The sequence below is a fragment of the Mycobacterium sp. URHB0021 genome (assembly GCF_054057895.1).
The window spans coordinates 614590-627033 of the sequence record NZ_JBSRZT010000002.1; the positions used below are offsets into that span (position 1 = coordinate 614590).

Sequence of the window (12444 nt, forward strand, 5' to 3'; positions counted from 1 at the left end):
ACGCCGCGCTGTCCGGCGATCGGTCGCGAAACGCGCTGAACATTCTTCAGGGCTGTCGGTCTCACAGCGGGCCGGCAGCGGAATCGCAGAGTCGCCCGGCGTATGCCCGGCGTCTACGGTCGGCTGTCCGCCTTGCGGTTGGCCGTGCCGAACACTACCGGCCCGCGTCGGCGCGAGTTGTCTTGCCGCCCCCAGGACGGACGCGCCCCGCCCCCTGAGAATTCGGGTGTTGTTGCCGCACGGGGTCTTTCAATCGTCTAGAACTCAGGGTAGCGCCCCCAACGGGACTTCATCTCTTGCGGTATACGTCTGAATATGTTTGCATACAGACGATCACACGCTAATGAGTTAGGTCACAACAGAGGCCCGATGTGAGGCCGAGGAGGCGTCCAGTGGTGACTTCGTCAGCTACCGCGTACGACCGGGCGCGGATACTGCGCGCACTCAGTGGTAGCGCCCGCCTGGTAGTCGGCGCGGTGTCCATCGCGGTCGTCCTCCTGCTGTGGCAGGTCCTCGCCGCCACCGGCGTGATCAGCCCATTGATCTTCAGCTCGCCGGCAGCGATCGCCGGTGAAGCCGCGACGCAGTTCGCCGACGGCGAGTTCTGGCAGGCGGCATGGCGCAGCGCCTTCGAGTTCATCATCGGGTTCGGTCTGGCCGCCGCCGTCGGGATTCCCCTGGGTATCTGCGTCGGATGGTTTCGCAACTTCGGGTACTTCGTGGACCCGTGGCTGAACTTCTTCTACGCGCTACCCCGCATCGCGTTGACGCCACTGCTGCTCATCGCGTTCGGGATCGGGCAGACGGCGATCATCGCGGTGATCTTTCTCGGCGCCGTTTTCGAGATCACCCTCAACACCTCCAACGGGGCCCGGGTCGTCGATCGCAAACTGCTCGACGTCGCGGACAACTTCGGTGCGAGTCGCAGGCGGGTGTTCACCGGAATCGTGATTCCGAGCAGCATTCCCTTCATGATCGTCGGTCTGCGCTTGGGCGTAGCGCGGGCGCTCATCGGCGTGATCATCGGCGAACTGTTTGCCGGCGGCACCGGGCTCGGGCGCGATATCTCCTTGGCCAGCAACACACTTCAAACCGCTGAGGTGCTCTTCATCACCACGTTCTTCTTAGTCATCGCAATCGTGATGACCGAAGGCCTGCGCTACGTCGAGCGATCGCTCAGTTCGTGGCGTAACGACATGGGAGGAGTTCGCTGATATGAACCAGCCTGTGCGCCGCGCCATGGCCACCGGTACCGACACCATCGAGGAGGAGACGGGCGGCCTCTCTGCCGTGGACGTCTCGGTCACCTACGTGCGCAAACGCACCGGTGAAGAGGTGACTGCGGTACAGGGCCTCGATCTCAGGGTTGAGCCCCGCGAGTTCGTCAGCATCGTCGGGCCCAGCGGTTGCGGCAAGTCGACCTTTCTCAAGGTCGTCGCGGGGCTGGCGGAGCCGACGAGCGGGACGGTCCTGCTCAACGGACAGCCGATCTCAGACGCGTCCGACCGGCGCGCGATGGTTTTCCAGGATGCATCGCTCTTCCCCTGGTACTCGGTGATCCGCAACCTGACCTACGGCATGGAGTGTCGAGGAGTATCGGCCAAGAAGGCACGCTCGGCGGTGCTGCCGCTACTCGACAAGGTTGGCTTGACGGGATTCGAGAAGCACTATCCCTACGAGTTGTCCGGCGGCATGCAACAACGGGTCAACCTGGCGCGCGCACTCGCCGTCGATCCCGAAATCCTCTTGATGGACGAACCGTTCGCGGCGCTCGATGCTCAGACCCGCGAGATCATGCAGGCGGAACTGCTGCGGATCTGGGCCGAGACGCGTAAGACGGTGCTGTTCGTGACGCACCAGATCGATGAGGCGATCTTCCTGTCCGACCGTGTGATCGTGATGAGCGCCCGGCCGGGCCGCATCATCCTGGACACCAGGATCGACCTACCGAGGCCGCGCTCTCTCGAGATCAAGGAGACGCCGGAATTCCTTGGGTTGCAAAAGAAGATCTGGTCATTGCTCGAGCAAGAGGTCGTCAAGAGCATGAAGCTGCAGGACCGCAAATGAGCCTGCGAACCGAATCGGCGGCAACCGGTACGGCCATCCCGCCGGCTGGACAGACCACCGATGGTCGCGCGTCCGGGGACCAGCGGAGGCGACTGGACGTCGACTGGAAACGACCGCTCTACGGTGCGCTCGGCGTCCTGATCATCTTGGCGGTGTGGGAGTTGCTGGCCCGCCTCGGCGTGATCGACAGCCTGTTGTTCAGCCAGCCCACCGAGGTGATCGCGGCATTCGGACGGTCATTCAGCCAGAACCACGTGATGGCCGATGTTCGGGTCAGCGCTGCCGAGATCGTCATCGGGTTGGGCGCCGCGATCATCATCGGGATCCCGCTCGGCATCATCTGCGGCTGGAACCGATGGGTGTACTTCGCGGCCGACCCGTGGCTGACCATCCTCTACGCGCTGCCGATCGTCGCGCTCGCACCCTTGCTGATCAACGTGGTCGGCATCGGACTCGCCGCCAAGGCTCTGCTGGTCTTCTTGTTCGCCGTCTTCCCGATCGCGATCAACACCCTCACCGGCGTACAGGCGACATCGAATCACTTCCTCAGCGTCGCAGAGGTTTACGGTGCCGACCGGAAGATGATCCTGAAGTCCGTGGTGCTTCCCGGCGCGCTGCCCTTCATCCTGACCGGGCTGCGACTCGCCGGTGGACGAGCGCTCGTCGGCATGGTGGTCGCCGAGTTCACCGCCGCCGAAGCCGGTATCGGGTTCCGCCTGCAGGTTGCGGGCGCCACGCTGCAAACCGGCTTGTTGTTCGCCCTGCTGGCCCTGCTGGGCATTGTCGGCGTGCTCTACAGCGCGGTGATCAAGGCACTCGACAACCGCCTTTCCAACTGGCGTCCCGAGCTCTAGGTGCGATCGCGAGAAAAAATAGGAGCCGTAATGCGGACAAGGACTTTCGGCCTGCGGGCCATGGCAGGCACCGTCGTGGTTGCGCTCGTCGCGACGGCATGTGCGTCTGGTGCACAGAGCCCACCGGGACCCCCACGGAACGGATTGCCGGGCCCGGAGAAGACGTCGATCACGATCGGCATCTCCTCCGACGACCCGCACCAGTTCGCCCTGCAACTCGCGATCGACGAAGGAATCTTCGAGAAGTACGGCATCAAGGCCACCGGCAAGCTTCTCAACGGTGTGCAGCCCACGACGCAGGCGATGCTCTCCGGCCAGCTGGATGCCGCCACGAACAATGCGACCGCATCGATCATCTCGCTGGGCACCTCTCGACCGCTGGTCGATATCGGCGTCACGATCAATCGCCTGCCCGACGTGATCTACGGCGGCAAAGGCATGACGACTGCGGACCAATTGCGGGGGAAGAAGGTTGCGATCAGCCAACTCGGCGGCCAGTCGAACACCGAGGCGTTCCTGGGCATGCGCCAACTCGGCCTCGAAGCCGACGAGTTCCACATCACGCAGATCGGCTCACAGGGCGCGCGGATATCCGCGCTGCAGGCAGGCACCGTCTCGGCGACCCCGGCCGACCCCGGGCTGAAGGCGAAGTTGGCGAAGTCCGGCATCTCGCCGCTGGTGGATCTGCGGACGGCCGATGTCCAAGTCCCGGGCTCCAACATCCAGGTGCGGCGTGATTTCACGGAGAAGTACCCGAACCTGACGCTGATCATCATGGCCGCGGTGATCGAAGCCGTGCAGACCGAGTTCACCGACACCAAGGCCGTCGCGCACTATTACGCAGACTGGGCAGGCATCAGCGACGACGAGTCGATGGACCTGTGGCAGGACTATCTGGACGCCAAACTGCCACAACGCGATATGCGCGCCTACGTGCCGGGGTACAACCTGGCCAAGGAGGTACTAGCAGACTTCGATCCGGCCATCACCTACGTCGATGCGACGCAGGCCTACGACGGGCGGTTCATCGACAAGCTGGACCAGATGGGATTCCTGCAGAAACTGGGCGTGCCCGCGACCGACGCGTCGTGAACCCAGCGAGTGGCGACGGCCAGCACCAGCGTATGAGAAAGGTTGGGAATCATGGCGCTTGAATCATTTTCGCGATCGGTCACGGTGGACTCGGAGAGACCTCGCTGCTGGGAGGTTCTCACCGATGTCGAGACACTCGCCGGCTGGGTGGGGATCGTGCACGAGGTCGCCGAAGTGCGGCGGCTCGAACGGTACCGGGCCGTGCTGCAGGACAAGGTCGGACCGTTCAAACTGCGCGCCGACCTCTCGATCGTGGTGACGGTGGAAGAAGATGGTCGACGGGTGTCGGTGTCTGCCTCCGGGCGGGACCGAGCGGTGGACTCGAAGATCAAGGTCGATGCCGTGCTCGACCTCGGCCATGTTTCCGATCGCACCGAGATCACCATATCCGGCTCCTACCAGGTCACCGGCAAGGTGGCCGCGATGGGCGGAGGTGTGATCCACAAGAAGGCCGATCGCATACTCGACGACTTCTTCGGAAGTGTTGCGACGTCTTTGAATTCGCCGGCCATGAACGGACAAGAGGCGAAGTGATGGTGGAAGCGCACGCTCAAGTGGTCGACCTCTATCGGCTGACAACAGGGCTGGCGGCCGGCGAGCTGATACAGGTGCCGGCCGCGTTTGCCGAGCAGATCCCCGCAGACTGCCTGCTGAGCGTGCACGGCATCGTCCTGACCCGAATCGGCAGGGGCGCTGCTGTCGCCGAGATGACGGTCGGCCGTGCCCATCTCAATCAGCGCGGGATAGTGCAGGCCGGCGTCATCGTGTCACTCGCCGACGCGGCAGCGGGCTGGGCCAGCTACTCGGCGATCGAGCACGGGTTGTTCACCACCATCGACCTCAACACGAACCTTTTGCGTGCGGCCAGGGAAGGCGAGCGGTTAAGGGCTACGGCGACCCCGGTTCGGTTGGGACGCAAGGTACAGGTGCTCGACGTACTGGTGGAGGCGGTGACAGGTGACAACGGTTCGGCGACGGCCAAACCCGTCGCACGATTCGGATGTAGTCAGCTCGTGCTCGAACCACAGCCGCGTGGGCTGGGGAAGGAATGATGCGGGAATTACGGGAGCGGACGGTCCCCGCGGTGCTGGCCCGCGGCGCGGCGCAATGGCCGGACAAGCCGGCGATCGAAGCCGACGGGGACGTGTACACCTACCGCAGGTTGCATCAGGAGGCACTTCGGGTGTCCGCGGGCCTGGCAGCGCTCGGCATCGGCAGCGGTGACACCGTCGCATTGATGATGGGCAACCTGATCGAACATGCGCTGACCTGGTTCGGCGCCTCGTGCCTCGGCGCCGTCGAGGTCCCACTCAACACGTCGTTCACCGCCACCCAGATGTCGTATGTGCTCGAGCACAGTGAGGCACGCGTGCTGGTCATCGAGGCGCAATACCTGCCCCAACTGACCGAGTTGGCCGGAGTGTTGTCCCTTCTGGAGACCGTCGTGGTGTGTGGACAGACCCCGCAGCGGTACGACATACCTTGGCGGCGAATGGATTTCAGCGAACTTTTGGTGTCTGCACCGGTCACGCCGCCGGCGGTGCAGCCCAGCGATCCGCTCGGCATTCTGTACACGTCGGGAACTACCGGGATGCCCAAGGGCGTGGTGGTCAGCCAGGCGCAGACCTACGGCCGGATGTGGCCGGGAGGCCCCGGGACACCCACCGAGGACGACCGTACGTTGATCGTGCTGCCGGTCTACCACGTGATCGGACAGTGTCGCGGGCTCTACAACACGCTGATAGCCGGCGGCACTGCTGTTCTGGCGCAGCGATTCTCGGCCTCGGGATTCTGGGATGCGTGCCGGGAACACCGCATCACCTTCGTACCGGTCGTCGGCGTGATGGTGTCCTACCTGCTTGCGCAGCAACCGTCACCGCTCGACCGCGACCACACCGTCCAGCATGTCGCCCTGGGCACCACCAGCCCACAGGTTGACGAGTTCCGGGAGCGATTCGGCATCGCCAAGGTCTCGATGAGCTATGGGCTGACGGAGGCGGGCGGAGTACTTGTGGGTGAGGCCGAACCGTCGGGGTGTGGATTTCTGCGCCCCGACTTCGAGGCGCGCCTGGTCGACGAACACGATATCGAGGTCGCCGACGGCGTGGCCGGAGAGTTGGTACTGCGGCCCCGGGATCCGTGGGGGACGATGATCGGCTACCACAAGATGCCTGCCGAGACGGCTGAGCGCTGGCGCAACCTGTGGCTGCACACCGGAGATCTGATGTGGCAGCGCCACGACGGGATGTACATGTTCGCCGGGCGGCTCGCGGATCGTATCCGGGTGCGCGGCGAGAACGTGTCGCCGGCCGAAGTGGAACAACAGCTTGCCGGCCACCCCGCGGTCGCGGAATGTTCGGTGCTCGGAGTCGCGGCCGGTGGCGCCGACGGCGACGTCGGTGGGCAGGAGATCCTGGCGGCTGTCGTCGCTGAACCGGGTTACCACGTCGACTTCACCGAGCTGGCCGATTACCTACGCCAACGGCTGCCGCAGTTCGCGGTGCCGCGGTATTACCGCCTCTACGAGACCCTGCCGCGCACCGCCGCGACTCACCGCGTGCAGCGATCGGTCATCGCGGAGGAATCCCGGCGCACTGCGTGGGATCTGCGCGCCGCCCAAGACGAGTCCCGGGCCGTACACAAGCAAGCCGGCGCACTGAACTGAACGGAGCACCACGCATGGACGCACTCATCATCGGCGGCACCGGGCCGACGGGACCTTTCATCATCGAGGGACTCGTGGAACGCGGCTATCGGCCCGTGATTCTGCATCGCGGTACCCACGAAGTCGACTTCGTCGAGCAGTTCGAGCATCTGCACGCCGACCCGCACTTCGCCGATCCGGTGCGTGAGGCGTTGGGTGACCGCACGTTCGATCTGGTCATCGCGTCTTACGGGCGGCTGCGTCTGCTCGTCGAATTACTCGCGGGACACACGGACCGGCTGATCACCATCGGCGGCACCGTATACCGGCGCCAACAGTGGTCGCGGCCGGCGAACGAAACTGCGCAGCGTGAAACCGCCCACAAGCTGGTTTCGCGGGTGCAGGAGACCGAAGAGGCCATCTTCGCCCGACATCACGACGGCACGTTCAACCTCACCCATCTGCGGTATCCGAACCTCTACGGCCCCCGGCAACTGGCACCGCGCGAATGGAGCGTGATCCGCCGCATCCTGGACGGCCGCAAGACCATCCCGGTGATGGACGGCGGGCTGACGCTGGAAAGCCGGGCCTATGTGGAGAACGCCGCACAGGCAGTGCTTTTGACGATCGATCAACCGGATACGTCTTCCGGGAAGACCTATCACGTCGCCGACGAGGTGACCCCGACCGACGGCGAGCGCGTTGTCGCGATCGCCGAGGCGATGGGCGCCGACATCACGCTGGTCAATTTCCCCCGAGAGGCCGGCCGGCCGGCCTACTTCTGGGGCGGTGGCCGCAATCTGGAGTACATGGGTCAGGACGGTCCGCCGCCCACACATCACAAACTGCTGGACAGCAGTCGGATCCGCCACGAACTCGGTTTCAGCGACGTGGTGGATTTCGACGAGGCCATCCGCCGTACGGTGGCTTACTACCGGGACCATCCACTCGAGATCGGCGGCGAAGAGGAAGGCCGGATCGGTGACCCGTTCGACTATGCCGCCGAGGATCGCTTTGCGGAGCAACTCGCCTCGTTCGTCACCACTTGCAATGGGCTGCCTTTCGCGGGCGTCAAGCTGGTGCACTCGTATGACCACCCCAAGGAGGCCGTGAAGGTCGGTGGGGGAGAGGGAAGCTAGATGGTCCGGGTTGTCACGCCGAGCTCGACGCGGGAGGCGATCGACATAGTCCGTAACAGCGACGGCGACGCCAAATATCTCGCGGGCGGAACGGCGCTGGTGCTGTTGGTGAAGATGCGGATGGTGAATCCCGAACTGCTGGTCAGCCTGCGCGGTGTCGCCGACCTGCCGGACTGGAACGACATCGTTCGCACCGACGGTGAGCTTCGCATCGGCGGCGGGGTCACGTTGACCGGTGTCGCGGGTGACCGCGATGTGCGCGAGCTCCTGCCCAGCCTGGCGCAGGCCGCCGCCGTCGTCGGCAACGTGCGAATTCGCAACTGTGCCACTGTTGGTGGCGCGATGGCCGAGGCGGACTACGCGTCAGACCCGCCGGCGGCGCTGGTCAGCCTTGATGCACGTGTCGAAATGACGAACGGCGAGCGGTCACGCGATGTGCCGGTCGCAGATTTCATCACCGACTTCTTCACCACCGTGCTGGAACCGGACGAGATCGTCACCGCGGTGAAGGTGCCGCTGCGTCGCGGCGATGTCCGCGCCAACTACCTGAGGTTCTCCAGCCGGTCCGCCGAAGACCGGCCGTGCGTGGGGGTGGCCGCCTCCGGTGCCTTCGAGGGCGGGTCCACGGCCGACCTGCGCGTGGTGGTCGGCGCCGTTTCCGGTCGCCCGCAGTGGTTCCCGGAGATCACGGCGCCGCATCTCGGCGAACCGCTCGACGCGTCGGCGGTCGCGTCGATCGCGGACGGTTACGCCGATGCCGTCGACCCGGTGGAGGACATCCGGGGGTCGGCCTGGTACCGGCGGCAGGTGGTGCGCGCACAAGTGGCCCGCTCGTTGCGCCGGCTCGCGGATGGGGTGGGGGCATGAACTCGTCTGCTCCAATCGAGCGCAGGGTGAACGGTGACGCCGCTGACCGCATCACGGGCGTATTCCCGTTCGCAGTGGACCGCCGAGTGGACGACGCGTTGCACGCCTGTGCCGTTCGCAGCTCCGTTCCGCACGGCACGATTGTCGAGATCGACGCCGAATTCGCGCTGCAGACTCCCGGCGTGCTTGCGGTCGTCACCGGAGCGGATGCCCACGAAATGTTGGGCGCGAGAATGTTTCACGGCGAGAGCCGCGCGGACCAGCCGGTACTCGCGTTGGATCGGGTGAGGTACGTCGGCGAGCCCGTCGCGCTGGTGGTGGCCGAATCCCGTGCTCTGGCCGAGCGGGGCGCCCGCGACGTCGACGTCGAGATCGATGAACTGCCCTACGTCGTCGACCAGGACGAAGCGGGCCGACCGGATGCGCCGCAACTGCATGACGACTGGCCATTGAACGACAGCGGCTCGTGGAAGCTGGTGCTCGGTGATGCGGTGACAGCCATGGCGAACGCCACTCATGTCCACACCCAGACCTATCGGACGCCGGCAGTCAACCATGCGGCGATGGAACCCCACGTGGCGACCGCACAGTGGCGCGGTGACGTCTTGGAGGTCTGGACCGGGACGCAGGCACCGTATGTCGTGCGCAACCGACTGTCCGGCATCTTCGGCGTCGAGCCCGAACAGGTGCGGATCCGGGCGGACAACATCGGCGGCGGCTTCGGCTCGAAGCTCGACGTTCGTCTCGAGGCGATGGTCGCGCTGGCGGCGCGCGTCGCGGACAGGCCGGTACGAATGGTCCTCAACCGCGACGAGGTCTTCGTGACGGCGTCCCGGCACGCGTCCACGGTGCGGGTGACGACCGGCACGGATGCCGACGGGAAACTCGTGGCCAGGATCATCGACATCGTCTACAACGGCGGGGCGTACGCGCTGACGACGCCACGGGCCATTCGTAACGGCATGATCAGATCGCCGGGGCCGTACCACATTCCGAACGTGCTCGTGCACGCCGTGGGCCGATACACCAACACCGTGCCTGCCGGCCCGTTCCGCGGCGCGATGACCGGTCAGGTGTGCTGGGCAGGCGAGTGCGAGCTCGATGAACTGGCCGACCAGATCGGCGTGGATCCCTACGAGTTGCGCAGACGCAACGTGTTGCGCGACGGCGATCAGTTCGCCACCGGTGAGGCCATGCACGAGATGAAGTACGAGGAGCTGCTCGATGCCGCCGCGTCGGCGATCGGCTGGCCCGATCCACCGCCCGCCGAACACGATGGCATCGTCTACGGACGAGGCCTCGGGACGGTCATCAAGAGCACCAGGACGCCATCGCGCTCCGAGGCCAAGGTCGTCCTGAACGCCGAAGGCGAACTGGTCATCCGCAGCAGTTCCATCGAAATGGGTCAGGGCGCCCACTACACACTCACCGAGATGGCGGCCCGAGTGCTGGGCGTTACACCGGGTGACATCGCGATCACCGTGGTGGACACCGATTTCACCCCGTTCGACACGGTGACGAGTTCCAGCCGGACGACGCTGGCGATGGGTCTGGCGATCGAGGAGTCGGCCAGGAAGCTACGGGAATGCATCGAGGCGAACTACCGCGAGCTGACCGGGGCGACCGGACCGTACACGCACGGCGGCGGTGAGATCGAGGGGGACGGCGGCCCGCCGCTGTCGTATCGCGACCTCATGCTGAAATGCGATCAACCCGAGCTCGTCGGCTACGGCGCCTACCGCACGCCGGAGGGCTACGGGGTGCTGGATCCCGAGACGTCGCAGGGACTTCACACGGTGAGCTGGCATCAGGGGGTGGTCGCAGTCGAGGTGGCCGTCGACACCATGACCGGTCGGGTCGAGGTGACCCGGGCGCATGGATGCGCCTATGCGGGACGAGCCATCGACCGCGAGCGCATCCGCAAGCAGACCGAGGGCGGGATGATCTTCGGGATGGGCCAGGCCCTGATGGAAGAAGTCGTCTACGACGGTGGCGAACTGGCCAACGGCAACTTCTCCGACTACCAACTGCCGTCCATCCTTGACGCACCCGTCGACATCACCAGCACCATTGTCTGCGACGACGATCCAGCGGCACCGCCGCACGGGGTCGGTGAGAACACCGTGCCGCCCATGGCGCCGGCCATCGCCAATGCGATCTATGCCGCCACCGGCGCCCGGGTGCGGGAGTTGCCGCTGACCGCGGAACGGGTGTTCCGCGCGCTGGCGGAGTCACGGGAACGGAGCAGCCGATGACCGACGTGGAGTTCACCTTCAACGGCGAGCCGTCGTCGGTCGAGGTGACGGACGACGAGTTGTTGCTGGATACATTGCGGGACCGGCTGGGCGCCACCAGTGTCCGGTACAGCTGCGGCATCGGTGTGTGCGGCACCTGCACAGTGGTCCTCGACGGGCAGGCGGTCAGTTCATGCCTGCAGTTGACGCAGATGGTGGCGGGGCGCCGGGTACAGACCGCCGAGTCGGTGCTGGGCGACGAACGCAGCGGCCACCGTGACGTGTTGGACGCGTTCGTCAGGGCGCGCGCATTCCAGTGTTCGTACTGCATTCCGCCGATGGCCCTGACCGTAGCGGCATTACTCGATGCCGTCCCCTCGGCGTCCGCCGAGACAATCCGAGAGCAACTCGCGGGAAACCTCTGCCGTTGCGGCAGTTATCCGCAGATCGTCGAGGCGATCACCGCTCTCGTCAGCCCGAAGGAGGAACGATGAGCAGACTGCAGATCACCATTGCCACCGGCGACTACGACATCACCCGCCCGATTCTGGACGGCGCTGTGTCACCGGACGGCCTCGACATCATCGGCGTGACAATGCCATCACCTCAACGGCATTGGCGGATGCTCAGACACCGTGAGTTCGACGTCGCCGAACTGTCGCTGGGTTCGCACTGTGCGCGAATCAGCCGCGGCGAGACCGACCTGATCGGCATACCGGTGTTTCCGCATCGCCGCTTCCGCCACGGATATGCTTTCCTTCCAGGACATTCCGCGGCGCGCAACGCGAGTGACCTCACCGGCGGCAAGGTGGGGGTCCGTAGCTGGCAGACGACGGCCGGGGTTTGGCTGCGGGGAATTCTGGAGGAGTATCACGACCTACCCGCCAGCGCGGTACAGTGGATTGCCCAGGACGGCGAGGACGTCCCGCTCAATCTTCCGGACGACATCCGGCTCTCGCGTGTCAATCCGGACGATGCGGTGACCGATATGTGTGCTGACGGGCGCCTCGACGGATTGATCTATCCCGAGCTACCGCAACAGATCCAGGCCGGCGACGGCACGATGAGGCGACTCTTCGACGATCCGAAGACCAGCGAACAACAGTACTTCAGGCAGACCGGGATCTTCCCCATCATGCATGTGGTCGCGGTGCGGGCCGAACTCGTCGAGCAGTTCCCGTGGTTGCCGCGCACCCTGTTGGAAGTGTTCGACGACGCCAAGCGGCTGGCCGTCAAACGGCTGAGCAACCCCCGCACGGTCAGCCTGGCCTGGCTGCGAACGTTGCAGGAAGAGGAGCAGGCGCTGCTCGGGCCAGACCCGTGGCGTTATGGCATCGACCGGCAGAACGTCGAGACCCTCGACACCTTCCTGCGATATGCCCACCGCCAAGGTGTGACCGCGCGCCCGCTGACCGCGACCGATCTGTTCCACCCAGCAGTCACGGAATCCGTTCCGGCCTACGTCTGAGCCTGGAGAACAAAAGGCCTTAAGCACGTTGAATATTGACATCAGTATCCGACTGCGTTCTACTGTATGCAATTGTGTA

Annotated in this window: 12 protein-coding genes; all 12 read left to right on the forward strand. The window is 65.1% G+C overall.

Annotated elements, in window-relative coordinates; genetic code table 11:
* Positions 1 to 395: 395 nt before the first annotated feature.
* The 12 genes from ACVWWN_RS05115 to ACVWWN_RS05170 are packed head-to-tail and all read left to right on the forward strand — an operon-like array spanning position 396 to position 12365.
* A complete protein-coding gene (locus tag ACVWWN_RS05115; RefSeq protein WP_457142927.1) occupies positions 396 to 1214 on the forward strand; it encodes an ABC transporter permease in 819 nt (272 codons plus the stop codon).
* Position 1215: 1 nt separating this feature from the next.
* Complete coding sequence (locus ACVWWN_RS05120; protein ID WP_457142928.1) at positions 1216 to 2067, forward strand: ABC transporter ATP-binding protein; 852 nt, start codon at positions 1216 to 1218, stop codon at positions 2065 to 2067.
* Positions 2064 to 2921 (forward strand): ABC transporter permease, encoded by an 858-nt coding sequence (locus tag ACVWWN_RS05125; protein ID WP_457142929.1) that lies wholly within the window; start codon positions 2064 to 2066, stop codon positions 2919 to 2921. Before ACVWWN_RS05120 ends, ACVWWN_RS05125 begins: the two co-directional genes overlap by 4 nt.
* Positions 2922 to 2951: 30 nt before the next feature.
* Positions 2952 to 4013 (forward strand): ABC transporter substrate-binding protein, encoded by a 1062-nt coding sequence (locus ACVWWN_RS05130; protein ID WP_457142930.1) that lies wholly within the window; start codon positions 2952 to 2954, stop codon positions 4011 to 4013.
* 51 nt (positions 4014 to 4064) lie between these two features.
* Positions 4065 to 4547, forward strand: coding sequence for a CoxG family protein (locus ACVWWN_RS05135; RefSeq protein WP_457142931.1), 483 nt, complete (start codon positions 4065 to 4067; stop codon positions 4545 to 4547).
* A complete protein-coding gene (locus ACVWWN_RS05140) occupies positions 4547 to 5065 on the forward strand; it encodes a PaaI family thioesterase (protein ID WP_457142932.1) in 519 nt (172 codons plus the stop codon). Before ACVWWN_RS05135 ends, ACVWWN_RS05140 begins: the two co-directional genes overlap by 1 nt.
* The gene (locus ACVWWN_RS05145; RefSeq protein ID WP_457142933.1) at positions 5065 to 6678 is read left to right on the forward strand and encodes an AMP-binding protein; all 1614 of its coding nucleotides are present in this window, start codon (positions 5065 to 5067) and stop codon (positions 6676 to 6678) included. The genes ACVWWN_RS05140 and ACVWWN_RS05145 overlap by 1 nt, the downstream gene beginning before the upstream one ends.
* Before the next feature lie 14 nt (positions 6679 to 6692).
* Complete coding sequence (locus ACVWWN_RS05150) at positions 6693 to 7796, forward strand: NAD-dependent epimerase/dehydratase family protein (protein WP_457142934.1); 1104 nt, start codon at positions 6693 to 6695, stop codon at positions 7794 to 7796.
* Positions 7797 to 8663, forward strand: a complete 867-nt coding sequence (locus ACVWWN_RS05155) for an FAD binding domain-containing protein (protein ID WP_457142935.1) — start codon at positions 7797 to 7799, stop codon at positions 8661 to 8663.
* On the forward strand, positions 8660 to 10918 hold the full coding sequence (locus ACVWWN_RS05160) for a xanthine dehydrogenase family protein molybdopterin-binding subunit (RefSeq protein WP_457142936.1): 2259 nt from the start codon (positions 8660 to 8662) through the stop codon (positions 10916 to 10918). Before ACVWWN_RS05155 ends, ACVWWN_RS05160 begins: the two co-directional genes overlap by 4 nt.
* Positions 10915 to 11391, forward strand: coding sequence for a (2Fe-2S)-binding protein (locus ACVWWN_RS05165; RefSeq protein ID WP_457142937.1), 477 nt, complete (start codon positions 10915 to 10917; stop codon positions 11389 to 11391). Before ACVWWN_RS05160 ends, ACVWWN_RS05165 begins: the two co-directional genes overlap by 4 nt.
* A complete protein-coding gene (locus tag ACVWWN_RS05170) occupies positions 11388 to 12365 on the forward strand; it encodes an ABC transporter substrate-binding protein (protein ID WP_457142938.1) in 978 nt (325 codons plus the stop codon). Before ACVWWN_RS05165 ends, ACVWWN_RS05170 begins: the two co-directional genes overlap by 4 nt.
* Positions 12366 to 12444: the final 79 nt, after the last annotated feature.

What these genes read in the sequence shown, in the direction of transcription:
- ACVWWN_RS05120 (WP_457142928.1), top strand. Translation starts at nt 1,216, where the DNA reads ATGAACCAGCCTGTGCGCCGCGCCATGGCCACCGGTACCGACACCATC.
- ACVWWN_RS05125 (WP_457142929.1), top strand. Translation starts at nt 2,064, where the DNA reads ATGAGCCTGCGAACCGAATCGGCGGCAACCGGTACGGCCATCCCGCCG.
- ACVWWN_RS05130 (WP_457142930.1), top strand. Translation starts at nt 2,952, where the DNA reads ATGCGGACAAGGACTTTCGGCCTGCGGGCCATGGCAGGCACCGTCGTG.
- ACVWWN_RS05135 (WP_457142931.1), top strand. Translation starts at nt 4,065, where the DNA reads ATGGCGCTTGAATCATTTTCGCGATCGGTCACGGTGGACTCGGAGAGA.
- ACVWWN_RS05140 (WP_457142932.1), top strand. Translation starts at nt 4,547, where the DNA reads ATGGTGGAAGCGCACGCTCAAGTGGTCGACCTCTATCGGCTGACAACA.
- ACVWWN_RS05145 (WP_457142933.1), top strand. Translation starts at nt 5,065, where the DNA reads ATGCGGGAATTACGGGAGCGGACGGTCCCCGCGGTGCTGGCCCGCGGC.
- ACVWWN_RS05150 (WP_457142934.1), top strand. Translation starts at nt 6,693, where the DNA reads ATGGACGCACTCATCATCGGCGGCACCGGGCCGACGGGACCTTTCATC.
- ACVWWN_RS05155 (WP_457142935.1), top strand. Translation starts at nt 7,797, where the DNA reads ATGGTCCGGGTTGTCACGCCGAGCTCGACGCGGGAGGCGATCGACATA.
- ACVWWN_RS05160 (WP_457142936.1), top strand. Translation starts at nt 8,660, where the DNA reads ATGAACTCGTCTGCTCCAATCGAGCGCAGGGTGAACGGTGACGCCGCT.
- ACVWWN_RS05165 (WP_457142937.1), top strand. Translation starts at nt 10,915, where the DNA reads ATGACCGACGTGGAGTTCACCTTCAACGGCGAGCCGTCGTCGGTCGAG.
- ACVWWN_RS05170 (WP_457142938.1), top strand. Translation starts at nt 11,388, where the DNA reads ATGAGCAGACTGCAGATCACCATTGCCACCGGCGACTACGACATCACC.